Origin of the sequence: Roseobacter insulae (genome assembly GCF_019375555.1) — a bacterium.
Lineage (GTDB): Bacteria > Pseudomonadota > Alphaproteobacteria > Rhodobacterales > Rhodobacteraceae > Roseobacter > Roseobacter insulae.
This window is the reverse complement of record NZ_JAHXDN010000002.1, coordinates 805,723-831,944: the sequence shown is the minus strand read 5'-3', so window position 1 is coordinate 831,944 and position 26,222 is coordinate 805,723. Positions and strand designations below refer to the sequence as shown.

Here is a 26,222-nt window from a genome sequence, read left to right as displayed (position 1 = left end):
TTTTGCATTCCGGCGGTCCTTTTGCGCTGACGCCAGCCAGAGCCGGGTGCACCGGACCGAGCACGGTGCCCTACAACGCCCATTGCTGGCCCGCAGTTATGACGGCGGCGCGATATTCACCGCATGGCACCCAAGCCACCCTGCGGCTAAATCATGTCAATGCGCCTGGCGCAAATACCGTTTCATGCCGTCAGGTCCGGACGTCGGCACCCGCCCCGCCGGTCAGGCGTTCACATCGACAACCACGCGGCCCTTGACCTGCCCTTTCAGGATGTCACCGCCCAGTTTCGGCAGATCATCCAACGTTGCGGGCACGACCATCGCCTCAAGCTTGTCCATCGGCAAGTCGGCCGCGATACGCTGCCAGGCGCGCACCCGGTTGTCATAGGGCTGCATGACGGAATCGATCCCCAGAAGGTTCACGCCGCGCAGCAGAAATGGAATGACCGTCGCGGGCAGGCCCGCGCCTCCCGCCAGCCCCACAGCGGCCACCGAGGCACCGTATTTCATCTGGCCCAGCACCCGTGCCAGCATCGCGCCGCCCACGGCATCCACGCATCCGGCCCATTTTTCCGCTTCAAGCGGGCGTTTGACGGTCTCGTTGATCTCCTCGCGCGCAACGATCTGGCTGGCGCCAAGCCCTTCCAAGTAGGCCGCCGTCTCGGGCCGTCCGGTCACGCCGGCAACCTCGTGCCCCAGCGCCGCCAGCAAGGCCACCGCAACCGATCCCACGCCGCCCGCCGCCCCGGTCACGAGAACCGGGCCGGTGCCCGGTGTCAGGCCGTGATCTTCCAGCGCCATTACGGCCAGCATCGCGGTAAATCCGGCGGTGCCCACCGCCATCGCCGCGCGCGTGTCCAGCCCATCCGGCAAGGGCACCAGCCAGTCAGCCTTGACCCGCGCTTTCTGAGCATATCCGCCCCAATGCACCTCGCCCACGCGCCAGCCGGTCAGCACCACCTTGTCGCCGGGCTTGTAGCGGTCGTCATCCGAGCTGTCGACCGTACCGGCGAAATCGATGCCGGGCACATGCGGGTATTGCCGCACCAGACCGCCACCCGGCCCGATGCAGAGCCCGTCCTTGTAATTCACGGTTGAGTATTCGACCGCGACGGTCACATCACCGGCAGGCAGCTGATCAGCCGAAATCTGTTCCACCGCCGCGGACGTCTTGCCGCTGTCCTCATCCTTGTTCACTACAAGCGCCTTAAACATCCCTGTCTCCTTTCGGGCCGAAGCCCCGTTACGTCTTTCGATCAGTTTTCATGCCCTGCGGCGATGTCGCGAGCCGGATCGAGCTACAACCAAAACCCGGGCTGCACGACCGCACCGCGCATGCCGTCGGGTGTTTCGACTTCCAGCGCGGTACCACTGTCCCAGTGGGTCATGCGCACCATACCGATGGCCACGTTGGTGGCGTAATCCGGGCTCCACATGGCGGAGGTCACCTGACCAACACGGCGGCCATCGGCAAAGAGAGGCCACGCCCGGTCACAGGTCGGCACCGCGTCACCATCAATGGCAATCGCGCGGATCTGCTGGACCGGCCCTTCCTTGGCCACCCGCAACAAGGCATCCCGCCCGATACAACCGATGGCCGTCTGCGTATCGCAGAACCGGCCCAGCCCGCATTCATGCGGCGTGTTGTCATCCGTCATGTCATTGCCGTAGCTGAGCAGCCCGCCTTCGATCCGTTCGATCGCATTGGGGCACCCTGCCCGCACGTTCAAATCCGCGCCGGCAGCAAACAGCGTGTCCCACAGCGGCATGGCGATATCGCTGCCGGACACGTAGATCTCGTAACCGCCCTGTTTGGAATAGCCTGAGCGCGCGATCGCCAGATCGCGGCCCTCGAATTCAAAGATGCCAAACCGGAAAAACCGGATTTCACGCACCGCATCGCCGAACACGCGGGCGACCAGATCATCCGCTTTCGGACCCTGCACCGCCAGCGGCGAAACATCCGGTTCATCGACCAGAACATCGAGCCGGTAGCCGTTGGCGATCCCCTTGACCCAGAGCAGCAGGTCACTGTCCGCAATTGAAATCCACCAGCGATCCTCCGCCAGCTTCACCGCGACAGGATCGTTCAGCATGCCGCCCGTCTCATCCACGATGGGCACATAGAAACAGCGCCCCGGCAGCATGCCGCGCAGATCACGCGGTGTCAGCATCTGCATCAGCTTGGCGGCATCCGGCCCGCGCAGTTCAACCTGTCTTTCCACCGAGACATCCCAGACCTGCACATGGTTTTTCAGATGGTGATAATCGGCCTCGATGCTTTCAAAGACAGTAGGCAGCAGCATGTGGTTATAGACCGTGTATGCCTTAACGCCAGCTGCTTCGACACCCTGTGAAAAGGGCGTACGGCGCAGCCTGCGGGACGGGGAGATAAAGGCCATTTCAGGCTTCCTTCGGCATGATGAATAGATCGCTGACGGGTGCCTTTTGACCCGCCGCGGTGAGCATCGCGTGCAACTGGCCCCGATGGTGGGTCTGGTGATTGAAAAAATGCATGACCGTGGACGCCATGGGGGCCGTCACTTCCCTGCCCAATGCGCCGGAAAACCATGTCAGTTCACCTTTGAGATCAAGCGCGCGCAGCCCTTCCGCCCAGAACCGGATCTTGCCGTCCACGCGGAACCTGTCCGCCGCCCACGAGCTGATCGTGGGATGCAGATCGACACTCTCCGGTATGCCGCCCTCGGGTGCGGGCATTGACGGATCAAACCGGCTCAGCCAGATGGTATCTGCCCACAAAAGGTGGTTGGCCGTTGCCAGAAGACCGCCAAAAAATGCCCCCCGGTCCTTCGCCAGATCCCCGGGCGACATGGCTTCCAGTACCGGTTTCAGCTGATCGTTCTGCCACGCATTGTAGCGGGCCATGGTCACCACATAGGCGGGGTCGATCACGGTTTGGGGCCTTTCCAATCGATCGGGCAGATCTCTGCGGATTTTCCACCGAAGTCCCAGACGCGGCCGTAATCGCGCACCCGGCTTTTCAGCCCGGCCGCCGCGATGATGTCGGGCCCCATCCAGTATTTGGAATTGCTGACCATCACCGGATGCTCGGGGTCCTTGCCCGCCAGCATCTCGATCTCACCTTGTATTTTTCGACCGATCATGATCGACCGGCGGTTGCCGTCCCGCACGATCTCGACCGGCGCGCGCTCTGCCCCGATGATTTCGCTGACCAGCATGGTAAAGAGCCCCGTGGTCCCGCCAGCTGCGCCGCTGAAAATCTGAAGGATTCCGTTATAGGCCTTGCCGGTCGCACGCTCATCGACATAGGCGGCGACTTTCCAGTTGCCCTCGCCCATCCGTCCGGGAATATCGACCAGCAGCCCGATGTTCAGACCGCCAAGGTCTTCACCTTCAAAATGGCCCTCGTCAATGGCAATGGCCATCCAGGCGTGGCAATGGCCTTCCGTGGGCGGATGGGCCCCGAGGCTGACCACACAGGGGCAGAACACCGTGCAGGAGCAATTCAGGAACAATTCGCCCTTGATTGCCCATTCGGTCGGGCTGGACTGGCGCCGCTTGGGGTTGGGCATGCGCTGGTCAATACGCTGGCTGATTGGCAGTTTGTCAGCGTCGGCCCGTCTGTTTTTTGCCATGATGTTATCCTCCCGTCAAAATCGGCCAACCCATTACCGCGATGCCCGCGGCGCATAAGGCGAAGCCCATTGGTCTTGTTACATACTGCCCGATCTGCGGCAGTTTCTCGATCACCATGAAGAGCGTCGCCAGCCCCATCCATGCAAGGTTCATCACCCCGCCGACGAATCCCAGCGACATAAAGCCCCAGCAGCATCCCACGCAGAACGCGCCAAGCCCCAGTCCCATGCGCAGCCCGCCCGCGAAACCGATGCGCCAGTGGCCCAGGAAATACATCCCCGGTGCGTGGCAGACACCGTGGCAAACCTCCTTGATGCGCGTGAACTGAAAGAGCCCGACAGCGACAAGCAGCCCGCCTGCAACCCAGGGAGATCGCGCGATCCCCAGCATGTCGATGACGCCACCGAACAGTAACGTCAGCTGCGCGCCGGCGATCACCGCGGCAAAACCGACCCACACGAGGAAATAGCCCAGCAGCACACCAAGCCATCCGGCACGTGTGCCGTTGGCGCTGGTCATCAGGTCTTCGTAGGCGCGCAAAGTCGGGACCAGCGTCGGCAACATCATTGCCGCCATCATGATTGCCCACATCGCGAACAGTGGCCCGAAGGTGGCCATCGGCATGTACATCGGCATGCGCGGATCCATCGCCGCCATGCGCGCACCTGCTGCGCCGGGGCGGCCCAGCAGGTCCAGATCCATGTCCATGCTCATGCCATACATCACCGACCACGCCGCCAGGATGGCAGCAAAAAAGCCCAACCATAGAGTGGATCGCAACATGCCGTGCAAGGGGTGAGTCCTTATTCATTTCTTGCCAATCAAATGCCAGACAATTAGAAATCGAGCAAACATTAAATGTAAGACATATGAAAATTGATCCAGAGAACCCCGCCGATCTGTCGGCGCAGATCGCGGCGGCCATCCGCGATGCGATTGTCGACGGAACCCTCATCGTTGACGAGCGGTTGCCGTCGGAGGCGGAACTGGCGGAACAGTTCGCGGTCTCCCGCCCGACAGTGCGCGAAGCTCTGAAGCGTCTGGCGGCGCAATCCCTGATCCGGACCCAGCGTGGGGCGACCGGCGGCGCCTTCGTGAACCGGCTCAGCTTTGAAGCCGCTCAGCCCCAGCAGATCACCACCTCCACGCTTCTGCTCAGCATGAATGCCGTGAGCTTCGAGACCGCCTGCGAGGCGCGGTATGCGCTGGAAAGAGCCTGTGCGCCGCTGTCCGCTGAACGCCGTACCGCCGACCATCTGGCGACAATGCGCGCCGAAATCCACCGGCAGGGTCACCCCGGGCTGACGGACGAGGCATTCTGCGCCTCGGATGTGGCCTTCCACCGCGCGCTTGTCGATGGTGCCGGCAATCCCGTGCTGTCTTATCAGCTCGCAGGTGCTGTCGAGGCCATGCAGCCGCTGATGAACATGATCACCTTTACCGCCCGCTCACGTGGGAAAATCATCGAACTGCACACCAGCATCACCGATGCACTGGAACGGCAAAACGCGGCAGCAACCCAAAGCGCCCTGACCGCGCTGGAGACGGAAACGCAATCTCTCGCCCAAAGCGTTTTTGCAGAGCGCGCCAAGAAACCCGGCTGAAACCCGGTCTAGGATCCGCCCGCCTTGGAGGTTTCCGTGCGTGACGCCTGTTGCTGCGCCTTGGCATCCAGCGACGCATCGACCAGATACTGCAGAGCTCTCCAGATGCTCTTGATATGCTTTGCCGATTTTTCGTCGCTGTGTTTGTCGATCAACTGACCGATCTTGTGCTGCGTGAGGGAAACTGGCGGATCCTGGGAGATGTCAGTACGCACTTCCTTCATCACGGCATCGGCCAGATCGAAGAAAGCCCGCACGATCTGTGCCTTTTCAGCTTCCTCCAGTTCGTCTTTTTCCGTAAACAAAGGTGACTGGTTTGAGTGATCCATGCGCGTAACAGACCCGTTCCTTTTCCTCACGATTGCCCACTCACAAGCGTGCGAATTACACCCTGAGAGCACGACCTATAGTGGAGATTTTGCCTGGGATGATAGTCTAGGTAGAGCCTTTCGCTGTCAAGATCGCGGGGAGTGATTTCCGGTTGACGCAAAAACCCTGTCTGCAAAACTGGCGGCCCGCAGGATCAGCGAAATCTCCGACGCCTGCCAGCGATGGATGCTTCTCTTGAGAACACAAACCGCCCCGAACGGTTGCAGGTTGCCGTAGTGGGTCGGCGCGCCTGCATATGCTGCAATGCCGAGTTCGGTGACCGCGTCATTGTCCCGCAGCAGCGGATGGGTCAGTGCATTGTCGACGACAAGCGGGAAATCCATCGCTTTGACATGCTGGCAAATCGAGTACCTGATAGGCATCTCCAGCCGAAGAGCCTTGGGAAGGGGAACACCGCTGCTTGCAAGGTTCAACTGTCTGTCCGCCTGCGTCTGGGTGATGAGAACACTGCAATCGCCGATCTCGCCGTTCAGCCATTCGGCCAATGCGTCGAGCGAGTATATCCCATTATCCTTTTCCATAGCTCACCCACAGCGTAGTCACCCGCGCCACGCGCGGTACTACATCAGGTCAAGTGACAAGGTATTCTATTCGTCACACCCACATCGCGCCCAGGGGCGCAATGTTCTTCCTGGTATCGCTTCCCCAGTGCGGAAATCCCTCCGCACATGCGCGTAACCATGCGCAATACATATCTGTTGCCTCATAATTAGGGAGGCACTGTCTTAAATCATCCCACGTTTTGCTATCATACCTGAAGTGCCGCAGGAAGGGTCATTCGGTCGCGCGGCGCGTCTGCTCTGGCCCGACGTTGCGGCAACTCTTATCTGCAACTCGACGATCTGGCAGCAGAATGCAAAGCTTGGCCCAGCCTCAGCGCCTCCGGCAACGTACTGCCCGAAAGCGCGCCGGATGGCCGTGATCCAGGAGCCAAACACCGGACTCATGCGGTTAAATCGCGCCAAGGCCCCTGCGCGCACGGGGATGTCGCCTGCCGAATTGATCCATCATCTGCGTTGAGCCGTAGCAGTGTTCACAGATCACACCCGGAGACGTTATGACCGACATTTTGAACATCGCGGCAACGCTGCTTACAATTGGCTTTGGTCTCTTCGGGTTCCTGGCGCCGCGTTACACTGCATCCGCGCTTGATCTGGCCCCCACGGCCTCGACAATGGGGCTTAGCGAGATGCGCGCCTCCGTTGGCGGGCTCTTCGTCATTGCCGGGGCCGCCGCACTCTGGCTCAATGATCCGGTGGCCTACCTGATGCTGGGGTTTGCCTTTACCGGCGCGGCGCTAGGACGGGTCCTGTCGCTTGTTCTCGATCAGCCTCCGCTGGGCAAAGTTCTGATCTTCGGCACTATTGAGGCCATACTGGCTGCCGCATTCATCATCGCAAACCCCCTCTAGGAGGGGCGTGCAGATCCGCCCGGGCCCCATCAGCACCGGGGAAAGGCCACAAGTCAGATAAATCTGCCGCGCCGAACCAGGTGACAGATGGATTAAATAAAGACCATTAGTAATTGACTCTAAAACATATTTTATGGATCGAGCGCTATTTGAGCTGGATCATCGCTTCATGGCTTGCCTCTTGAGATTTCCGCACCACTCACCTATGTCTGAGATGTCCTTCGGGACTATGGACATAAACGCGCTCGTAATAAGCGGATCGGACCCGGGGGCGGTACCCGGCGGCTCCACCAACATCCTTCATTTGGGGATCATGGGGCCGAAACAGGATCGACGAACGTCTAAAGGGGTTTGCTTTGTCTCGGCTGTCTGCCACCGTTATCGGCGAAACATGTACAATTGCAAATGACAATCGTGCTCCAGTAGCAATGGCCGCGTAAGCGACCTGAGATACTGAAACCTAACTCCTTGCGTTTAGCGACGTAAGGCGGGGTTCGCAGGCACCTGGCAACAGAAGCCTGCACTTTCCCGGCCTATGGCGGTGACGACGTGCATTGACCTCACCCGCGAATTGGTGTGATCTGACGGACATGGGGATGCTGCGATCGCCCCGTGAGGCTCAGGCCCAAGTATCGCATCCTGTTGATATGACACAAGGATGCTCGGCTATGGCACAATTCGCCTCTATTTCCCCCAAATCGCTTATGCGCCTGATCGGCACGCCGGATGCTCCGGCGGCCATCGACGTGTGCATCGACGAGGATTTCAACGCGGATCCATTTCTGGTGCCGACGGCAATCCGCTGTCCTCACGCTGCAATTGACAATCTGGTGCCCGATGTGATCGGCCGCCCGGTTGTCGTGATATGTCAAAAGGGCCTCAAGCTCAGTCATGGCAGCGCCGCCGTTCTGCGCGCGCATGGTATTGCAGCCGAAGTCCTTGAAGGTGGCAATCACGCGTGGCGGGCCGCAGGTCTGCCCCGTATCCCTGCCGGGCATCTGCCCGGGTCCGGCCAACCCTCGCGCTGGGTGACCAAATGGCGGCCCAAGATCGACCGGATCGCCTGCCCGTGGCTGATCCGCCGATTTCTTGATCCCAAGGCGCAGTTCCTCTTTGTGCCCCCTGCCGAAGTGGCGGCGGTGTCGGAAAAATTCGAGGCGATGTCCTTTGATGTACCCGGTGCCCGCTGGACACATGACGGGCCGCGCTGCACCTTCGACATGATGCTCGCAGGCTTCGGGCTGGACACCCCGGCTTTGCAGAAAATGGCCGAGATCATCCGCGGCGCGGACACCAATCGTCACGACCTTGCACCGGAATGCGCCGGACTTCTGGCGCTGTCGGTCGGGCTGTCACGGGGCTGTCGCGATGATCTGGCACAGCTTGACGCAGGCATGGTTCTATACGACGCGCTCTATCGCTGGGCACGAGACGGTCAGAACGAAACGCACGACTGGCAGGAAGACGAAGGATGACCGCCCCGACAACGCGAGAGTTGATCAAGGTCTTCGGGCGGATCGGCATATTGTCTTTTGGCGGCCCTGCCGCCCAGATCGCGCTGATGCACCGCGAACTGGTGGAGACCCGCGACTGGCTGACGGAAGAGGGCTACCTGCGCGCGCTGTCGCTGTGCATGCTCTTGCCCGGCCCCGAAGCGATGCAACTGGCCACCTATGCCGGCTGGCGTCTGCGGGGCGTGCAGGGGGGCCTGATCGCCGGGCTGCTCTTTGTCATACCCGGCGCGCTGGTGATCCTGTGTCTTGCCCTGGGCTATGCGCTTTACGGACAGGTGCCCCTGGTTCAGGCCGCTTTCGAAGGCATCAAGGCCACCGTCATCGTCATCGTTCTGCAAGCGCTTCTGAAAGTGTCACGCAAAGCCCTGACACAGTCCAGCGCGCTGGTTCTGGCGGGGCTTGCCTTTATCGCGCTGTTCTTTGTCGGATTGCCGTTTCCTCTGATCATCATCGCCGCCGCGCTCTTTGGCCTTTTCTTTCGGAACGCGCCAAGCCCGGGGGCTGCGGTTTTACAGGCGCGCGCGCCTGACACGCTGCGTACGCTGGTCATCTGGACCGGGTTGTGGAGCGCGCCGGTTTTCGCCCTGTGGGCAACAGACCAGGTATTCCTTACGCAGATCGCCTTGTTTTTCTCCAAGCTCGCGGTTGTCACCTTCGGGGGCGCATATGCGGTTCTCGCCTACATGACCCAGACCGTCGTGCAGGATTTCGGGTGGATCACGACAGACGAAATGATCGACGCGCTGGGGCTCGCGGAAACGACACCTGGGCCGCTGATCCTTGTCACGGAATTCGTGGCGCTTCTGGCAGGCTTTGCCAAGGGGGGGATCGGGATGGCCGTCGCGGCGGGTGCGGTTGCGCTCTGGGTCACGTTTACACCCTGTTTCCTATGGATATTTCTGGCCGGTCCTTACCTTGATAAAATCGCGGCCCGCCCGCGCCTGTCGGCCGCGATGAATGCCATTACGGCCGCCGTGGTCGGGGTCATACTCAATCTTGCGATCTGGTTTGCCATCCATGTTCTCTTTGATCAAATCGGCGAACATGCGGTGCTCGCGGCCCCCGTGCCGGAGCTTACTTCGCTTGATGCATCCGCGCTGGCGCTCACGCTGGCGGCGGCCTGCCTCTTGCTGTGGCTGAAACGCGGGATGGTTGAAACCCTCGCGATCATGGCGGCTGCCGGGTTGGCACTGGCCGCCTTCTGAATGAGCGCCCCTTTCCGCATGCGACCTCTTTCTTCTGCGAGGGAATCGGTTATGCTTTGATCAATGAACCCCCATAGCTCTGAGGATCACGATGAGCCGCACCATTGATTATGGCAACCTGATGCATGAGGCCATGCGTGGCCTGATTCAAAAGGTGCTGCAGGACGTTGCTGAAAACGGGCTGCCCGGGGCGCATCACTTCTTCATCACCTTTGATACCAGCCACCCCGATGCCGAACTGGCCGATTGGCTGTCCGACCGGTATCCCGGCGAGATGACCGTGGTGATGCAGCATTGGTACGACAATCTGGACGTGGGCGATGACGGGTTCTCGATCACGCTGAATTTCGGCGATGCGCCGGAACCACTGTTCATTCCCTATGATGCCATCAAGACGTTCGTTGATCCGTCGGTGGAGTTTGGTCTGCGCTTTGAGACACAGGAAGACGAAGATGACAACGCCGCGACAGAGCTTGCGCCGCTGCCCACATCAAAGGTGCCGGCCGCCACACCGGCAGCCGCATCAAAGCAGGAAGATGTGCAGAGCGTCGACGAGGATCACGCGCAGGACGCCGAGATTGTCTCTCTCGACAGTTTTCGGAAATAGCCGTCAGTTTTTCGTAAGGAACGTCGACACGGTGCGTTGGATCACGCCATTCCGCACGCTCTGATAATCCAGTTTCAGGCCGCCTTCCGCCAGGGTCCTGTTGAATTGCTGGATTTCATAACCGCCGTCTTCGGCCACAAAAAGCGAATAGACACTGAGGGTATCGCCGTTGATGCGGCTCCAGACATAGGGTTCGCCCTTCATCGGGTCCAGTTGTACGTCATGACCAAAAACGTTCCGCTTCATGGCAGAGGCATAGACCTCGCCACGGTCTGAGGGAACGAATTCGATCGAATAGGATTTTTCCTTCGCGGTTCCGTCCGGCCGGTAGGTGGTGGAGGTCCAGCTGACCCTGAACCCTTCTTTTGTCTCGGAGATTTCCACGTCCATGTCACGGGGTTGTTTCGTCCCATCCGCAGACGTCACGTCCGCCGATCCGTAATAGGTGCCCACGAACCGCGAAATATCCGCCTGCGCCGCCGCGGCTGACAGCATCAAAGCGGCGATCAGGACGCCACGCATTACCCTGAACCAATGCGATTGTGGCAGTGTTTTCATGTCGGCGGCCCTTTTGTCGACGTCAGCAAGTGGATGATCTCGGCCCATCCCTCACCCTTTCTTAGATAACACTACACCACTTCTATTCAACGTACGATGACAGATCGTCGACACGAGAATTCCGCCCGTCGATGCAAAGACCCGCATTCGGGCAATGCTCAGTTGCACCGACTTCGCTGCAACGGTACACCGCAGGTATCTCAATAAACGGAGTACATCATGTCAGCGACCCGCACCGAAACCGATAGCTTTGGCCCTTTGGAAGTGCCCGCGGACAAATACTGGGGCGCCCAGACGCAGCGGTCGATCATGAATTTCCCCATCGGCTGGGAAAAACAGCCCGTCGCCCTGGTGCGCGCGCTCGGCGTGATCAAGAAAGCCTGTGCACAGGCGAATATCGCCCTTGGAAAGCTCGACACGGATCGCGGCAATGCCATCGTGCAGGCAGCGGGAGAAGTGATCGATGGTAAGTTCGATGACAATTTCCCCCTCGTCGTGTGGCAGACAGGCTCAGGCACGCAATCGAACATGAATGCCAACGAGGTCATCGCCAACCGTGCCATCGAACTTCTGGGGGGGGAAATCGGCTCCAAGACACCGGTGCACCCGAACGACCATTGCAACATGGGCCAGTCATCGAACGACACCTTCCCCACGGCGATGCATATTTCAACGGCAATGATGGCCCATAACGTGTTGCTGCCGGGGCTGGAGAAGCTGCACAGCGCCTTGCAGGCCAAGGTGGAAGAATTCGACGGCATCATCAAGATCGGCCGGACCCACACGCAGGATGCGACCCCGCTCACCCTGTCTCAGGAATTTTCCGGCTATACCCATCAGGTTGCCATGGGCATTCAGCGCATCAAGGATGCCCTGGGCCGCATCTATGAACTGGCACAGGGCGGCACCGCGGTGGGCACCGGCCTGAATACGACCAAGGGTTGGGACACAACCGTCGCGGCAAACATGGCTGAAATCACCGGCCTGCCGTTTGTCACGGCCCCCAACAAGTTCGAAGCGCTTGCGGCACATGACGCGATAGTGGAAATCTCCGGCGCGTTGAAAACGGTCGCTGCGTCGCTGTTCAAGATTGCCAATGACATTCGCCTGCTGGGATCAGGCCCGCGCTGCGGTCTGGGAGAACTGGTGTTGCCCGAGAACGAGCCCGGCTCCTCGATCATGCCGGGCAAGGTGAACCCGACGCAATGCGAGGCGCTGACGCAGGTCTGTGCGCATGTTTTTGGCAATGACGCCGCTGTCGGGTTTGCAGGCTCCCAAGGGCATTTCGAACTTAATGTCTACAAGCCCATGATGGCCTATAACGTATTGCAATCCATGCAGCTTTTAGGAGACGCGGCGTCGGCATTTACGGATAATCTGGTGGTCGGCCTGAAGGCGGACGCGGACCGCATTGAACGGCTGATGCGCGAATCTCTCATGCTGGTCACCGCACTGGCACCGGAAATCGGCTATGACAACGCCACCAAGGTTGCCAAGACTGCGCATAAAAACGGCACAACCCTCAAGGAGGAAGCGATTGCCCTCGGGTTCGTTGACGCCGAGACGTTCGAGCGCGTGGTGCGCCCGGAAAACATGATCGGCCCCAAGTAAGGAGTTTCAGTGAGCACACCCATCAATCTCAACAAGGCGCGCAAGGAGCGCAACCGGGCGTCGCGCAAGGCGCGCGCTGATGAAAACGCGGTGAGCTTCGGTCAGACGAAAGCGCAGAAGGCGCTGCTCAAGGCCAAGGCCGACAAGATCACACGTAATCTGGATGCGCATAAGCGCGCGACATGAGCGGGCGTCCGGTCAAACACTCGGTGACCCTGAAGGGTCACCGAACATCGATATCTCTTGAAGATGAATTCTGGCGCGCACTGCGCGGCCTGGCATCAGAAAAATCCAAACCAATCAACACATTGATCGCCGAAATTGATGTGGATCGTGGCGATCGGATGGGCCTGGCTTCGGCCATTCGGCTCTACGTTCTGCGTGATCTGCAAGCTCGCCTCGCGGGTCAGGACACGGACGCGCGATAGATTTTGTCGATGTTGCTGCCGAGGGCTGCGCCAAATTCGGCATCCGTCATCTTCACGTTCAACCCTTCTGTCAAGGCGCGGCTGAAACTGGCGATCATATGCTTGTGTTCCGCAAGCTTGGCAGAGGCCTCGTCCGTTGAATACCCGCCCGACAGCGCAACGACGCGCAACACGCGCGGATGCGCCGCAAGACGGTCGTAAAGCCCGGGCTGGTCCGGCAGCGTCAGTTTCAACATGATATCGACGCCTTCCTCCAGCCTATCCAGATGCCCCGCGATCTCGGCTTCCAGCATCGCTTCGGCCTCTGCCTTGGTGTCGGAATGGATGTTGACCTCCGGTTCGAGGATCGGCACGAGGCCCGCGTCCGCAACCCTGCGGCCCACCTCGAACTGTTGTGCTACAATCTCAGCGATGCCCTTGGCATTTGCCTCGTGAATCACCGATCTTTCCTTGGTGCCGAAAATGCCCTTTGATTTCGCCGTCGCCAGAACGTCTTTCAGCCCCGGCATCGGTTTCATCAGTTGAACGCCATCGGCCTGCTCTTCCAGCCCCTTGTCGATTTTCAGAAAGGGAACAACGCCCCGCGTCCGCCATAACAGCTCCGCCACCGGGGTGCCATTGATCGTGTCATGCATGGTGCGTTCAAACAGGATCGCACCGATCACTTTGTCCCTTGTGAAGTCATCGGCGAGAATGATGCGCGCGCGCATATCATGCATGGCGCGGAACATCTCCTCGTCTCCGGAATAATCAGATGGCTCGACACCGTAAAGGCTCAACGCTTTCGGGGTTGAGCCGCCCGACTGATCCAGCGCGGCAATAAATCCCGCGCCTGATTTCATCTGTTCGCTCATCGCACCTTGGTCTGACATCGTTATTTTCCTTCTGATTCCGCCCCTTGGCCTTCAATAGAACAGTCCGGCGCTGGATGGTACATGTTAGCGCCGGACAATGCGCAGCCAGATGCCGTCCCGGGATCTGACCGTCAGATGTGCCACCGGAACCGGGGGCGGATAATCCGTGAGCACGACGCGGAAATCCCGCAGGATATGCGCCAGCATCAGGACCCCCTCGATCATCGCAAATCCAGCCCCCGGACAGACCCGCGGGCCCGCACTGAACGGTACATAGGCGGCCTTGGCACTGGCCTGTCCGCTCTCTGTCTGCCATCGCGCCGGATCAAAGTCATCCGGCCTGTGCCAGAGACGATTATGACGATGCAGATGCCACTGGCTGAGCACCAGCTGCGCGCCACGTCGGGCGGTGCGTTTGCGCAGCGTTTCAGGTTTCACCGTCTCACGCACCATCATCGGCACCGGCGGATAAAGCCGCAGTGTTTCGCGAAAGACATCCCGCGTCACCCGTAAATTGGACAAAACGCCGAAATCGCATTTATCGACCGTCTGCGCCTCGGCCGCGACCCGATCCTGCCAATCAGGATAGAGCGCGAGAAGATAGAGCGCCCAGGCCAGCGATGACGCGCTGGTTTCATGTCCGGCAAGAAAGAAGATGGCGACCTGATCCACCATTTCATCAACACCAAAGATATCCCCGGTGATCGGGTCGGGCGTGGTCATGATCTTCGTCGCCAGATCCTGCGGCGCGTTTCCGGCATCGATTTGCGCCTGTCTTTCCCGGGTTAGGTGCAGGATCAGACCGCGAATACGGGCGGCACTTCGTTTCGTCGACCGGCGAAACCCGCGCGGCATCCAGCGCGGCAGCGGCAGGAAGGCCGCGAGGTTGAGAATGGGCTGGCTGCGCTGATACGTCTGAAATGCGTCATACACCTCCCGGGCGATGCGATGTTCGATCGGAATGGAGAACAGGGTGCGAAAGATCACGTCCGCGGCCGCGTGGCTGGCCTCCGGCTCCACGTCGATCTCCTGACCTTCCAGAGCCGCGATGCGCTCGGCCATCGCCTGGGCGGCGTCCCACATGGCCGGGAAGGTTTCGCGCAGACGGCCGCCTTCGAACGCGGGATCGATGATGCGCCGTTGTCGTTTCCATGTCTCGCCATTGGTCAGAAACACCGAATTGCCCAGCAGCGGACGCAGCCCCTCGCCCACCCGGTCGGACTTGGGAAAATCATCGGGGCGGTCCTTCAGCAGCAGCTTGATCAAGGTCGGATCGTTCGCCATGAAGCTGTGAAAGAACGGAGTGCGAAACTCGGCCATCCACGCCCCGTAAAGATGTTCCGGCTGGGCGGAAATGATGTCGCGCCGAAACAGCCGTGCATAACGCCAAAGCGGCACCTTCCTGCTGCGGCTTTCGGGTTTCGGTGGGCGTGTCATGGGCGAAGCGACGTGTATTTGCTGACGGTGTGATCAATGCGCGACCGTGACGCGGGCCGCCCGTCGTAGCGCGCGGCCAGGGTTTGCGGTCCTGCCGTGATCTGGAAGTAATCGTAGTCTTTCGGTTGATCGAACGCACACAGGTATTGGAAATGCAGACGAAAGAAGCGCCACCGCAGCGCGCGCCAGCGTTCCGGCGACAGGCTTTGCGTAAAAGCGGCGGAAAACACCAGCGGCCAGCGTTTCTGCGGGGTTGTCTGCCCGGACACGGCGACCGGGTCACACAGCGCAAAAGAGCACCCGTCGCCCGGCGCGGTGACATCAACCCATGTCAGCTCATCAGACGCCGACAGGTAGCGCAGGTCGGCACGCAGTTTGTACGCGGACGGCAGGAAGGAGACCATCGGCACCACCTGCCCCAGTGACAAGAGGCTAAGCGCCGGCGTTTTATCTGTGGCCTGTCCCGCGCGGATGAGATCTGACAGGATGGATACCGCCATATGCGCCCCCGACGAATGACCAACGACAAGGACTTCATCGACCTCGGTGGTCAGCGCCTTGGCAATGGTGTCACCGAAATCATCCAGCCGGGAGGCAATGTCGCCCGGATACGCGCCGTAGAGGGCTGCACTATGGGCAAAATCATGCATCAGATAGTAGGCAAAGAACCGGCCATCATGATCGCGAAACCAGTGCAGAACCCGGAGGCTCAGCACCGCCCCGATCACAATGGCACCCCAGGTGGTCAGGGTATCGATGGCGGCGGTCGTCTCCGCCCCGTGAAACAGCGCCGGGGGCACCCTGACCACGACCTGCCAGACACCCCAGCCAGCCAGCAGGGCCACCACCAGTTGCCCCAGCAACATGGCCACAGGATATAGCGCGGCGATCACCGGCCCCTTGCGCAGTTTCATCAGCCGCCAGAGCGCCCCGGTCGACATGTAGATCCAGGCGGTGCGCAGCAGGTACCCATACGTCAGGCTGATGGAGCGAACGCGGCTGTCCTGGACGATGTCCGACCAGACAAGCACTTCGATCTCGGCATCGGTCCTGTGCCCGTCGATCATGGTTTCCACCCGCCAGCCGAAAGCGTCGCCCTCCAGACCGCCGTTCATCGACAGGGCGTATCCGGAAATCGCTGCCTGCGCGGCACCCTGCTTGCGATAAAGCTCCCTGTAGCGCCGCGGCGGGAAGGGATCATACCCCGGAATGTAGAAGACTTTTCGACGTTTCACCGCGGTGTCGGATGGGCTGCCCATGACCAGACCTTTTTCGAGCCCGGCAGCATCGCAGGGGTTGGTCTTAGTCTAAGGCGATCAGCCCAGCGTTGCCAAGGCCGGGAAACGTTCCAGCAGCCACCACGAGAATGTCGTGAAGGCCCCTGTCACCAGTGCCAGACCAACCGCCACCAGCAGACCGCCCATCACCCGTTCAATCATCTTCATGTGACGTTTGAGCCGGTTCATCACGCCCACCGCGCGGGTGATGAACATGGCTGCCACCAGAAACGGGATGCCCAGGCCTGCCGCATAGATCCCCAGAAGCAGGGTTCCCCGGCTGACGGAGGCTTCGGAGGCGGCCAGCGACAGGATCGCGCCCAGTTGCGGGCCGATGCAGGGTGTCCAGCCAAAGGCGAAGGCAAGACCCAGCACGTAGGCGCCAAAGCTTGAACCACCCTTGTCGCCTGCATCCAGACGGGCCTCCTGATCCAGAAAGGGAATACGGATAAGGCCGAGGAAGTGAAGCCCGAAGACGATAACCACCAGACCGGCGGCTTGCGAAAACAGGACCTGATTCTGCAAGAAAAACGCCCCGAAGGCCGACGCGGTAAAGCCTAGGATCAGAAATACCGTACTCAGCCCCAGAACGAAGAAAAGCGCAGCAATCACCGCCCGGCGACGTGCCGCGGCCTCGCCTGTCATCTCGCCCAGGGAGACACCGCTCATATAGGCCAGGTAGGGGGGCACGATCGGCAGCACACAGGGGCTGAGAAAGCTGATGATTCCCGCCACAAGCGCTATGATCATGGCGGGAAGAAGCCCCGCGTCGATGATTTCAAATCCAAACATACCTCTCCCCTAGCGGATAAGCGGCAAGAGGTCACGCGGTGTGCAGTCACAACCTTGTGGACAGACTGAAACATCGCCCTTATCTGGGCATCATGACAGAGGATAAATCTCATTTGGATGCCACCGGGCTGCTGTGCCCCCTGCCCGTTCTGAAAGCGCGAAAACGCCTGCAGGCACTGGCGAGTGGTGAGACATTGACTGTCACGGCGGACGATCCCGCTGCGGTCATCGATGTCCCGCATTTCTGCGCCGAAGCCGGCCATGTCCTCGTTTCCTTGAACGATGACGGCCCGGTGCAAACCTATGTGATCCGAAAAGCATAAGGCAGATGAAAAAAGGCGCGCTCTGCAGCGCGCCTTTCTGTCAAGCTTTCCAACAGCTTTAGCCGCCCAGCGACCACCAGCCCTTGCGCTTCGGCTTGGCCGATGCGGGCTCGGGTGCCGGTTCCGGTGACGCGGCAACAGGTTCCGGTGCGGGTTCGGCCGGGGCAGCTGGCGCCGCCTCCGGCTGTTGCGTCGCCACGGCGGGTGGCTCTTCTGCGGGCGCATCTTCCACAACCGGATCCACCTTGGGGGTCTTGGCGCGGCTCGCACGTTTCCGTTTGGGTTTCGGCGCCTGTTCTTCTTGCGCCTCCACTTCCACTGCCGGGTCTGCGGCGGCAGGTGTCTCTTCAACCTCCGCCTTTTTGGCAGGGCTTTCCTTCGATTTTGACGGTCGCGAACGGCTCCTTGTCTTGGGTTTCGTGGGCTTCTCCTCCGCAGTCTCCGCCGGAGCGTCCGGCGCTTCCGCCGCCTCCACGGTCGCCTCGGGTGCCGCATCGGCCGCTTGCGCGCGCGCGGGCTCCTGTTCCGCCGGAGGCTCCTCCGTCTGCCCCTCGGCAGATGCATTGCCCTCGGCGTTTTGCGGCCCGTCAGCGGCTTGCGACTTGCTACGACTGCGACGACGGCGACGGCGGCGGCGTTTTGGCTTGCCTTCCCCGTCTTCGGGCGCAGTCGCACCGGGGGACGGTTCCGCCCCCTGGGCCGCCGGCGCTTCTTCGCTGTCGACCACATCGGTTTCGTCTGCATCGACCTGATCCATGAGCGAGGTGTCAACCGACACGACATGGGAGGCTACAGCCGTTACAACACGGGTCGCCGTTTTGAATTTTTCAAGGCTGAAGTCCGGGCTGACCAGTGTCGGATCCCCTTCGATCCGAACCGACAGACCATAGCGCCCTTCGATCTGCGCGATGTGCTCGCGCTTCTGGTTCATCAGGAAGTTCGCGATGCCAACGGGCGCGCGCACAAGAACCTCGCGGGAACGCTTGCGGGTGCCCTCTTCCTCGATCTGCCGCAGGATGGACAGCGCGAGGTTGTCATCTGACCGGATCAACCCGGTGCCATGGCAGGCCTGACACGGCTGGGTTGTCGCCTCGATCATGCCGGGGCGCAGACGCTGGCGTGACATTTCCATCAGGCCAAAGCCCGAGATGCGCCCCACCTGAATGCGGGCGCGGTCGGTTTTCAGCTTCTCCTTCATGCGCTTTTCGACGGCAGCGTTGTTCTTGCGCTCGTCCATGTCGATGAAGTCGATGACGATCAGCCCCGCAAGGTCGCGCAGACGCAGCTGGCGCGCCACCTCGTCGGCGGCCTCCAGATTGGTCTTGGTCGCCGTCTGCTCGATGGAGCCTTCCTTGGTGGCCCGGCCGGAGTTCACGTCGATGGCCACCAGCGCTTCTGTCACGCCGATCACGATGTAACCGCCAGAAGGCAGCTGCACCGTCGGGTTGAACATGGCCGCCAGATAGCTTTCCACCTGATAGCGCGCGAAAAGCGGCAAGCTTTCGGTATAGAGCTTCACGTTTTTCGCGTGGCTGGGCATGATCATCTTCATGAAATCCTTGGCGATGCGGTAGCCGCGCTCGCCCTCGACAAACACCTCGTCGATGTCACGATTGTAGAGGTCCCGGATCGAGCGTTTGATCAGGTCGCCCTCTTCGTAGATCTTCGCGGGTGCTATGGATTTCAGCGTCAGCTCGCGGATCTGTTCCCAAAGCCGCTGCAGATATTCGTAGTCGCGCTTGATCTCCGCCTTGGTGCGTTTCGCTCCGGCGGTGCGCACGATAAGGCCCGCGCCTTCCGGCACCTCGATCTCATTGGCGATTTCCTTGAGCTTCTTGCGGTCTGCGGCATTGGTGATCTTTCGGGAAATCCCGCCGCCGCGCGCGGTATTTGGCATCAGCACACAATAGCGACCTGCAAGCGACAGGTAAGTGGTCAGCGCAGCACCCTTATTGCCGCGTTCTTCCTTGACAACCTGAACCAGCAGGATCTGGCGCACCTTGATCACTTCCTGAATCTTATAGCGCCGAGGCCGTGGTTTGCGCGCGGGACGGATATCTTCCTGGTCGTCGTCATCGGCCACGGATTCGATGCTGTCATCCTTTGCCGAGGCATCCGCCTTGCGCACCGGGACATCGTCGTCATCCTCGTCGCCATCTTCGCCCGTGTCATCGCTGGCGGCAGCGGCCTCATCGGATGCCGATGCCCCGTCTGCCACTGCCTCCGCCGCGTCCAAGTTCTCCGCTTCCGGCGGATCAATGGGCTCTTCGACGGGCGTTTCGGCCACCCGCTCCATCGGAGACGAGCCTTCCTCATCATCGAGGTCGATCGTCTCCATGCCGCCGATCTGATCGGTATCGGCGTCCGCGTCGCGCGAGATGATCGCGTCATCGCTTGTCGTCTCGGCCGCCTTGGATTTCGACCGGCTGCGGCTGCGCGACCGGCGTTTGGGCTTCTCTTCCTCGTCTTCCTTGGCCTTTTGCGCCTCTGCATAGGCGCGTTCTTCTTCCATCAACGCCTGACGATCGGCGACCGGGATCTGGTAGTAATCGGGGTGGATTTCCGAAAACGCAAGGAACCCATGGCGGTTGCCGCCATAGTCCACGAACGCCGCCTGAAGCGACGGCTCGACCCGGGTTACTTTTGCGAGATAGATGTTGCCAGCAAGCTGGCGTTTGTTCTCGGATTCAAAGTCAAACTCCTCGACCTTGTTTCCGTCCACCACCACGACGCGGGTTTCTTCCGCGTGGGTGGCATCGATAAGCATTTTCTTAGCCATGTGTCCAAATTGCACAGCCGCAGCCGACCAGTGCCCGGGGGCGCCTGGCGGTGCGGAATATGTCTTGTCAGGGCGATCTGGGACGCGTGCAGGACCTGACCCGGTGGGGCCATGGAATTACTGCTCAATGCATCGGCGCGCGTCATCGCGTTTCTTCTCCGACACGGGCACGCTCTTGGCGGCCACGTATCCATTTATTTTACTGCGTGGCCCGGGGCGCTAGGCCTTCGGTCACGTCAGCGGTTCCTCGGCCGTTTCCGGCCTAATCGGTCTGCATTGGTGATGTGATACGTCCCACACCGTGCCCAAGGCAGCGAATCTCTCAGGAAGCGATGTGCCGTCGTGCGACACACTTCCATTCCTCTAAATAAGGCCAGAGCATGATAAAACACAATGGGCAATCTCAAGATAGACGCGCAAAGCGCATCTATCCCACGGTTATCATGTCGTTTTCCGAGCCATTTGCGTCTGCCCCCGGTGATCAGAGGTAGTCGGAGCGCTGCAAGCCGTACTTCGCCATCTTCTCGTTTAACGTGCGGCGCGGCAGGCATAATTCTTCCATCACGCTGGCGATGGACCCGCGATGCCGCCGCATGGTGTTATCGATCAACATCCGCTCAAAGGCCTCGACATATTCTTTCAGCGGCTTGCCCTCGGTTGTCATCACCGGCTGCATGTCTTCGTGATCGTTCATCAGCAGGGAGGCGATGGTGCCCGAGCCCCGGCGCGACTGCAGCACCGCGCGTTCAGCGACATTTATCAGCTGGCGCACGTTGCCCGGCCAGGGTGCCTGCAACAACTGTGCGGCTTCCTGCGCTGAGACCTGCGGCGCATCGCAGCCGTATTCATCGGAGAATTGCTCGCTGAGACGGGTGAAGAGCGTCAGGATATCCTCGCCACGCTGACGCAGTGGCGGCACCGTGATCCTCAGGGCGGCCAGACGGTAGAAGAGATCGGCACGCAGGGCGTCCTCCGAGGTGCGTCCCGCCTCCTGCAGGTTCGAAATGGCGACGATCCGGGTCTCTGCCGGGGCGCCCTGTTCGTTGATCACGCTCAAAAGTCGCGCCTGCATGGTCTCTGACAACGCTTCGATGTCTTCCAGCACCAAGGTGCCGCCGCGCGCCTCTTCGATCGCGGGCAATTGCGCGTCTTCCGGCATCATCGGGCCAAAGAGACGCTTGCTCAGGGCCTCTTCTTCATAGGCGCCGCAACTGACCAGCACGAATTTCTTGCCCGCGCGGCTGCCCACTGCATGTAAAGCGTGTGCCACCAACGTCTTACCGGTGCCGGTTTCCCCGTCGATCAGGACGTGGCCATCGGCCTGCCCCAGATCGAGGATGTCTTCGCGCAGGCGCTCCATTACCGGGCTCTGGCCAATGAGTTTCTTCATCAGCTGGCCGCCGTCCGACAGTTCCCGCCGCAGGGCGCGGTTGTCCATCACCAGACGTCGCGCCCCGGTGGCTTTCTTGGCCAGTTCATTCATCCGGTCGGGGTTGAAAGGTTTTTCGAGGAAGTCAAACGCGCCGACACGCATTGCCTCAACCGCCATTGGCACATCACCGTGCCCGGTGATCATGATCACCGGCAGCGCGGAATCATTGCCCATCAGTTTCTTCAGAAACTGCATGCCATCCATGCCGGGCATCTTGATGTCCGAGATCACGATGCCGGGGTAATCCGGCCCGAGGGTTTTCAACGCGTCTTCTGCGCTGGAAAATGTTTCAGTGTCGTAACCGGACAATGCCAGCCACTGGCTGATTGACTGCCGCATATCCTGTTCGTCGTCCACGATTGCGATTTTCATGGCTTGTGTCATGGTTTACTCCGCCGCTTGTGTGCCGTGTTCGCTGCCCAAAATCGGCAGCTGCATTTCGAAAACTGCGCCCCCCGCCTGTCCATTCCGTGCGGTGAGCCTTCCTCCCAAGTCGTTAACAATACCGGAGGAGATGGCAAGACCCAGCCCAACGCCATCGCCTGCCTGTTTTGTCGTGTAAAACGGTTCGAACAGCTGATCGAGGTCTTCGATCCCCGGCCCGTTGTCGCGCACCGTCAGTGTCGCTGTTTCCCCGGCGGACAACAAGATATCCACCTTGGGCAGTCTTTCAGATTTGGTGGCGTCGATGGCGTTGCGCAAGAGGTTCACCATCACCTGTTCGATGCGCAACCGGTCGCCCATCACCCGCACGGGGGTTTCGGGCACCAGCCGGGTGATCTGCACGTGCCGCTGGCGCAGCTGCGGCTCCATCATCGACAGGGCGGAGGCCAGCGCATCGCCCATGTCCACTGGGGAAAACGCTTCCTGACCCTTGCGCGCGTATGATTTCAGCTGTCGCGTGATACCGCCCATGCGTTCGATCAGATCGTCGATGCGCCCAAAGGACGACAGCGCCTCTTCCTGCCGGTTACGCCGCAACAGCAAGCGCGCCCCGGCGAGATAAGTCTTCATCGCCGCAAGCGGTTGGTTCAACTCGTGGCTGACCGCCGCCGACATCTCGCCCAGAGCCGCGAGTTTGCTGGATTGTTCGAGGGTCTGTTCCGCCACGGCGAGGGTTTCCTGAACCCGTTTCCGCTCGGCGATTTCCCGCTGCAAGGCCACGTTCAAGGCCCGCAGTTCGGCTGATTCCCGCTGAAACAGAGCCATGCGCAGGGCGGTTCGGCGGCTCAGCGCGTAAAAGCTGAGCGCGAGCAGAATCGCGAAACCCATGATTTCAAGCGCCAAAACGCCGTTTACACGCTCGCGCACCGAGGCATAGGTGGTGAAACTGGCCATGCGCCAGCCGCGAAACGGGATGCGCGTCTCCAGCCGCATGACGGCCTCGCCCTGCAGGTAGGCATCAGGTGGCAGCGCCGTCCAGTCGGCCGTCGCCTGAATGGCGCGCTGAATGGCGTTCTGCGGGGTGTGGCGCACCAGGGCCTCTTCTTCCGTCCGTCCGCGCCATCGCGGCTCTGTCGTCAGGATAATCGTGCCGGTGCTGTCCGTCACGATGACCGCATCGGAGATACCCGCCCAGGCGCGCCCGAATTTCTGCAGGTCGACCTCGACCGCGATCACACCCAGAACGTCAGACCCCGATTGGACGCGGCGGGAATAGAAAAAACCATATCCACCCGTTTCACGCTCAGCGACGGTGAATATGGTGGCATTCGACCGGATGGCATCCACGAAGTAGGGCTCGGCACGATGCGATGATCCCAACCTGTTCCGATCGGTCGCTGCCACCGTCCGCCCGTCAATATCGAGCAGCATCAGGGAGGCCGCGCCGATTTCTTCGACAAAGGAAATCAGTCGACGGGTCGAGGCCGTGTAATCGGCAGAGTTCAGCGCGCCGATCAGTTCCGCATCGCGCGCCAGCAACTGCGGCACAATCGCGTTCTGGCGCAACTCCGACAAAAGGTTACCACTGTAGAGCGCCAATCGCAGTTCCGCCCGGTTCCGCGTGCTTTCGGTAAACCTGTCCGTCAGCAAACTGTTCGTCACCGACACCACCGCGATGGCAAGCAGCAATAATATGCCGAGCGCCATGCGAACGCGCCAGCCGATTGTTCGCTCTTGGTTGTCAGGATTGACGCTTTTGTCCATCCGCTTAACTTACGCGAAAGCGCCCCGCAGGCTCAAGTCACGCTGTGATGAGCGCCCCCGCCAATGCGCGGAAGAGCGCCTGACCATCGGTACCGCCGTGGCCGACATCCGCCGCCCGTTCCGGATGCGGCATCATCCCCAGAACACGGCGGTTTTCAGACAGAATACCGGCAATGTCCGCCCGCGCGCCGTTTGGATTATCAGTATACGTAAAGGCAATACGGTCCTCGCCCTGAAGACGCGCAATCGTGTCGTCATCGGCATAGTAATTGCCATCGTGATGTGCGATCGGGATGTTGATGATATCCCCGGCATTGTAGCCTTTGGTATAGTCGGAAGCAGATGTTTCCACTTTGAGACCAACGGTTTGGCAGATGTACTTCAACCCGGCATTGCGCAACAGCGCGCCCGGCAGTAACCCTGTTTCGGTCAGGACCTGAAAGCCGTTGCAGATGCCCAGCACGTAACCACCCCGATCCGCATGTTGCGCCACGGACCTGCAAATCGGCGAATTGGCCGCGATGGCGCCGCAGCGCAGATAGTCGCCAAAGGAAAAGCCCCCCGGAATGCCGATGATATCGACACCATCAGGCAGCGCGCTGTCCTTATGCCAGACCATGCTTACTTTCGCGCCGGTTGCCTCAAAAGCAACCGCAAGGTCGCGGTCGCAGTTGGACCCCGGGAAAACGACAACTGCGGCATGCATCAGGCGATCTCCACCGAGTAGGATTCGATCACCGTGTTGGCCAGCAGTTTCTCGCACATCGCGGTGACGTCGGCCTCGGTTGCACCCTCGGCAAGATCGAGCTCGATCACCTTGCCTTGCCGAACGCCATTGACCCCTTCGAACCCCAAAGCCCCGAGCGCATGGCGCACGGCCTCGCCCTGAGGGTCTAATACACCGTTCTTCAGCATCACATGCACACGCGCTTTCATGCTTTGTCCTTCACCCTTTCTGGTCACGTCAATCAATCGCCCACGTCAGTTGATCAAAGTCGGCTTGGTCACGGGCGGCGCGTTCTTGGGCATCACGCCCAGCCGCCGCGCCACTTCGGTATAAGCATCCTTAAGATCGCCCAGATCGCGGCGGAACACATCCTTGTCCAGCTTCTGGCCGGTGTCGATGTCCCACAACCGGCAACTGTCCGGGCTGATCTCGTCAGCGACGATGAGACGGTGAAAATCCCCGTCGAACACCCGACCCACTTCGATTTTGAAATCCACCAACCGGATGCCGACCGCCATCATCACGCCGGACAGGAAATCATTGACCCTGAGCGCAAGGCTCAGAATGTCATCCATGTCCTGCTGGCTGGCCCAACCGAAGGCGGCGATATGTTCCTCTGTCACGAGGGGATCACCCAGCGCGTCGTCCTTGTAGCAGTATTCCACGATCGGCCTTGGCAGTTGCGTGCCCTCTTCGATGCCCAGGCGTTTGGACATTGTTCCGGCGGCATAATTGCGCACGATGATTTCAAGCGGCACGATCTCAACACTGCGGACCAGTTGTTCACGCATGTTCAGGCGTTTTATGAAATGGTTCGGAACACCGATCTGCGCCAAACCTGTCATGAAGAATTCGCTCAGTCGATTGTTCAGCACGCCCTTGCCTTCGATCACCGCTTTTTTCTCGGCGTTGAAGGCGGTGGCGTCATCTTTGAAATATTGGACGATCGTACCCGGCTCAGGACCTTCATAGAGAATTTTCGCTTTGCCTTCGTAGATTTTCTTGCGCCGGGCCATGGGCGTCCTTTCGCACTTTTGCCGCGAGGATCACGGCCTATGTTGCGCCCCTCTTAGTGCAAGGTCTGTGCTGCTGCAAGCCAGCGCCACTTGCGCAATGCACCGTTAGCCCGCATATCTGAGGTAACTGCTTACAGACCAACAGGAGACCGAGCCGTGACCACCTTCGATGAGCGCGAAAACGCATTTGAAAACAAATACGCCCATGACGCAGAAATGCAGTTCAAGGCCGAAGCCCGCCGCAACAAGCTGCTGGGTCTCTGGGCGGCCGAGCTTTTGGGAAAATCAGGAGACGACGCCGCAGCTTATGCGAAGGAAGTCGTGAAGTCCGATTTTGAAGAGCCGGGTGACGAAGATGTTTACCGCAAAGTGTCGGGCGACCTTGGCGACAGGGCGGACGAGCAAACCATTCGCACCAAGATGGTTGAACTGATGGCGGAGGCCAAGGCGCAGCTGATGCACGAACTCTGATCCTTCAATCGATGATTTTT

28 protein-coding genes and 1 other RNA gene are annotated in these 26,222 nt (G+C 60.3%); 11 read left to right on the top strand and 18 right to left on the bottom strand.

Annotation, left to right across the window (positions count from 1 at the left end; all coding sequences use genetic code 11):
• Positions 1-222: 222 nt before the first annotated feature.
• From acuI to KX928_RS10225, 5 genes are all read right to left on the bottom strand, one after another.
• Positions 223-1,215: an acryloyl-CoA reductase gene (gene acuI / locus KX928_RS10245; protein ID WP_219501643.1), complete on the bottom strand. Its 993-nt coding sequence runs from the start codon at positions 1,213-1,215 to the stop codon at positions 223-225.
• 83 nt (positions 1,216-1,298) lie between these two features.
• Positions 1,299-2,402, bottom strand: a complete 1,104-nt coding sequence (locus KX928_RS10240; protein ID WP_219501641.1) for a dimethylsulfoniopropionate demethylase — start codon at positions 2,400-2,402, stop codon at positions 1,299-1,301.
• A 1-nt stretch (position 2,403) separates the two neighbouring features.
• The gene (locus KX928_RS10235; protein WP_308342284.1) at positions 2,404-2,913 is read right to left on the bottom strand and encodes a DinB family protein; all 510 of its coding nucleotides are present in this window, start codon (positions 2,911-2,913) and stop codon (positions 2,404-2,406) included.
• The gene (locus KX928_RS10230) at positions 2,910-3,617 is read right to left on the bottom strand and encodes a DUF1326 domain-containing protein (RefSeq protein WP_219501639.1); all 708 of its coding nucleotides are present in this window, start codon (positions 3,615-3,617) and stop codon (positions 2,910-2,912) included. Before KX928_RS10230 ends, KX928_RS10235 begins: the two co-directional genes overlap by 4 nt.
• A 4-nt stretch (positions 3,618-3,621) precedes the next feature.
• Positions 3,622-4,401, bottom strand: a complete 780-nt coding sequence (locus KX928_RS10225) for a DUF2182 domain-containing protein (protein WP_373274798.1) — start codon at positions 4,399-4,401, stop codon at positions 3,622-3,624.
• Positions 4,402-4,487: 86 nt separating this feature from the next.
• Between KX928_RS10225 and KX928_RS10220 the strand changes: the two genes are divergently transcribed.
• Positions 4,488-5,222, top strand: coding sequence for a FadR/GntR family transcriptional regulator (locus tag KX928_RS10220; RefSeq protein WP_219501636.1), 735 nt, complete (start codon positions 4,488-4,490; stop codon positions 5,220-5,222).
• Between the two features lie 8 nt (positions 5,223-5,230).
• Here KX928_RS10220 and KX928_RS10215 read toward each other — a convergent pair whose 3' ends face one another.
• Positions 5,231-5,551: a hypothetical protein gene (locus KX928_RS10215; RefSeq protein WP_219501634.1), complete on the bottom strand. Its 321-nt coding sequence runs from the start codon at positions 5,549-5,551 to the stop codon at positions 5,231-5,233.
• Positions 5,552-5,677: 126 nt separating this feature from the next.
• Positions 5,678-6,133, bottom strand: coding sequence for a GAF domain-containing protein (locus KX928_RS10210; protein ID WP_219501632.1), 456 nt, complete (start codon positions 6,131-6,133; stop codon positions 5,678-5,680).
• A gap of 536 nt (positions 6,134-6,669) precedes the next feature.
• On the opposite strand from KX928_RS10210, the gene KX928_RS10205 reads away from it, so the two are divergent.
• The 5 genes from KX928_RS10205 to KX928_RS10185 all read left to right on the top strand — a co-directional run bounded on the left by KX928_RS10205 (position 6,670) and on the right by KX928_RS10185 (position 10,349).
• The gene (locus KX928_RS10205) at positions 6,670-7,023 is read left to right on the top strand and encodes a DUF4345 family protein (RefSeq protein ID WP_219501630.1); all 354 of its coding nucleotides are present in this window, start codon (positions 6,670-6,672) and stop codon (positions 7,021-7,023) included.
• A gap of 177 nt (positions 7,024-7,200) precedes the next feature.
• Positions 7,201-7,548: a transfer-messenger RNA gene (gene ssrA / locus KX928_RS10200) on the top strand.
• Positions 7,549-7,691: 143 nt separating this feature from the next.
• Entirely contained in the window at positions 7,692-8,498 is an 807-nt protein-coding gene (locus tag KX928_RS10195) for a chromate resistance protein ChrB domain-containing protein (protein WP_219501628.1), read from the top strand.
• Positions 8,495-9,742: a chromate efflux transporter gene (gene chrA, locus KX928_RS10190; protein WP_219501626.1), complete on the top strand. Its 1,248-nt coding sequence runs from the start codon at positions 8,495-8,497 to the stop codon at positions 9,740-9,742. The genes KX928_RS10195 and chrA overlap by 4 nt, the downstream gene beginning before the upstream one ends.
• Before the next feature lie 91 nt (positions 9,743-9,833).
• Entirely contained in the window at positions 9,834-10,349 is a 516-nt protein-coding gene (locus tag KX928_RS10185) for an SspB family protein (protein ID WP_219501624.1), read from the top strand.
• A gap of 3 nt (positions 10,350-10,352) precedes the next feature.
• Here the strand turns inward: KX928_RS10185 and KX928_RS10180 are convergent, their stop codons facing one another.
• Positions 10,353-10,907, bottom strand: coding sequence for a hypothetical protein (locus KX928_RS10180; protein ID WP_219501622.1), 555 nt, complete (start codon positions 10,905-10,907; stop codon positions 10,353-10,355).
• A gap of 219 nt (positions 10,908-11,126) precedes the next feature.
• Between KX928_RS10180 and fumC the strand changes: the two genes are divergently transcribed.
• From fumC to KX928_RS10165, 3 genes are read left to right on the top strand one after another with little or no spacing between them, the layout of a single operon-like run.
• Complete coding sequence (gene fumC, locus KX928_RS10175; RefSeq protein ID WP_219501620.1) at positions 11,127-12,518, top strand: class II fumarate hydratase; 1,392 nt, start codon at positions 11,127-11,129, stop codon at positions 12,516-12,518.
• A gap of 9 nt (positions 12,519-12,527) precedes the next feature.
• A complete protein-coding gene (locus KX928_RS10170) occupies positions 12,528-12,704 on the top strand; it encodes a DUF4169 family protein (protein ID WP_219501618.1) in 177 nt (58 codons plus the stop codon).
• A complete protein-coding gene (locus KX928_RS10165; protein ID WP_219501616.1) occupies positions 12,701-12,946 on the top strand; it encodes a ribbon-helix-helix domain-containing protein in 246 nt (81 codons plus the stop codon). The genes KX928_RS10170 and KX928_RS10165 overlap by 4 nt, the downstream gene beginning before the upstream one ends.
• On the opposite strand, the gene KX928_RS10160 is transcribed toward KX928_RS10165, so the two are convergent.
• From KX928_RS10160 to KX928_RS10145, 4 genes are all read right to left on the bottom strand, one after another.
• The gene (locus KX928_RS10160) at positions 12,925-13,818 is read right to left on the bottom strand and encodes a fructose bisphosphate aldolase (protein ID WP_219501614.1); all 894 of its coding nucleotides are present in this window, start codon (positions 13,816-13,818) and stop codon (positions 12,925-12,927) included. The genes KX928_RS10165 and KX928_RS10160 overlap by 22 nt on opposite strands.
• 66 nt (positions 13,819-13,884) lie before the next feature.
• Positions 13,885-15,237 (bottom strand): cytochrome P450, encoded by a 1,353-nt coding sequence (locus tag KX928_RS10155; RefSeq protein WP_219501613.1) that lies wholly within the window; start codon positions 15,235-15,237, stop codon positions 13,885-13,887.
• Positions 15,234-16,496 (bottom strand): ABC transporter ATP-binding protein, encoded by a 1,263-nt coding sequence (locus tag KX928_RS10150; RefSeq protein WP_219501612.1) that lies wholly within the window; start codon positions 16,494-16,496, stop codon positions 15,234-15,236. The genes KX928_RS10155 and KX928_RS10150 overlap by 4 nt, the downstream gene beginning before the upstream one ends.
• 57 nt (positions 16,497-16,553) lie before the next feature.
• Positions 16,554-17,306, bottom strand: coding sequence for a cytochrome c biogenesis CcdA family protein (locus tag KX928_RS10145; protein ID WP_219501611.1), 753 nt, complete (start codon positions 17,304-17,306; stop codon positions 16,554-16,556).
• Positions 17,307-17,398: 92 nt separating this feature from the next.
• On the opposite strand from KX928_RS10145, the gene KX928_RS10140 reads away from it, so the two are divergent.
• Positions 17,399-17,629 (top strand): sulfurtransferase TusA family protein, encoded by a 231-nt coding sequence (locus KX928_RS10140; RefSeq protein WP_219501610.1) that lies wholly within the window; start codon positions 17,399-17,401, stop codon positions 17,627-17,629.
• A 58-nt stretch (positions 17,630-17,687) separates the two neighbouring features.
• On the opposite strand, the gene KX928_RS10135 is transcribed toward KX928_RS10140, so the two are convergent.
• The 6 genes from KX928_RS10135 to purC form a co-directional block, all read right to left on the bottom strand.
• Positions 17,688-20,408 (bottom strand): Rne/Rng family ribonuclease, encoded by a 2,721-nt coding sequence (locus KX928_RS10135; RefSeq protein WP_219501609.1) that lies wholly within the window; start codon positions 20,406-20,408, stop codon positions 17,688-17,690.
• Between the two features lie 481 nt (positions 20,409-20,889).
• Positions 20,890-22,224, bottom strand: coding sequence for a sigma-54-dependent transcriptional regulator (locus KX928_RS10130; protein WP_219501608.1), 1,335 nt, complete (start codon positions 22,222-22,224; stop codon positions 20,890-20,892).
• Positions 22,225-22,227: 3 nt separating this feature from the next.
• Positions 22,228-23,988 carry a sensor histidine kinase gene (locus tag KX928_RS10125; RefSeq protein ID WP_219501604.1) on the bottom strand — a complete coding sequence of 587 codons (1,761 nt, stop codon included), beginning with the start codon at positions 23,986-23,988 and terminating at the stop codon, positions 22,228-22,230.
• Between the two features lie 37 nt (positions 23,989-24,025).
• A complete protein-coding gene (purQ, locus tag KX928_RS10120; RefSeq protein WP_219501603.1) occupies positions 24,026-24,694 on the bottom strand; it encodes a phosphoribosylformylglycinamidine synthase subunit PurQ in 669 nt (222 codons plus the stop codon).
• Positions 24,694-24,924 (bottom strand): phosphoribosylformylglycinamidine synthase subunit PurS, encoded by a 231-nt coding sequence (purS, locus tag KX928_RS10115; protein ID WP_219501602.1) that lies wholly within the window; start codon positions 24,922-24,924, stop codon positions 24,694-24,696. The genes purQ and purS overlap by 1 nt, the downstream gene beginning before the upstream one ends.
• Positions 24,925-24,969: 45 nt before the next feature.
• Positions 24,970-25,731: a phosphoribosylaminoimidazolesuccinocarboxamide synthase gene (gene purC, locus KX928_RS10110; protein WP_219501601.1), complete on the bottom strand. Its 762-nt coding sequence runs from the start codon at positions 25,729-25,731 to the stop codon at positions 24,970-24,972.
• A 156-nt stretch (positions 25,732-25,887) separates the two neighbouring features.
• Here purC and KX928_RS10105 point away from each other — a divergent pair, with 156 nt between their 5' ends.
• The gene (locus tag KX928_RS10105) at positions 25,888-26,202 is read left to right on the top strand and encodes a DUF1476 domain-containing protein (protein WP_219501600.1); all 315 of its coding nucleotides are present in this window, start codon (positions 25,888-25,890) and stop codon (positions 26,200-26,202) included.
• The last annotated feature ends 20 nt before the right edge of the window (positions 26,203-26,222 follow it).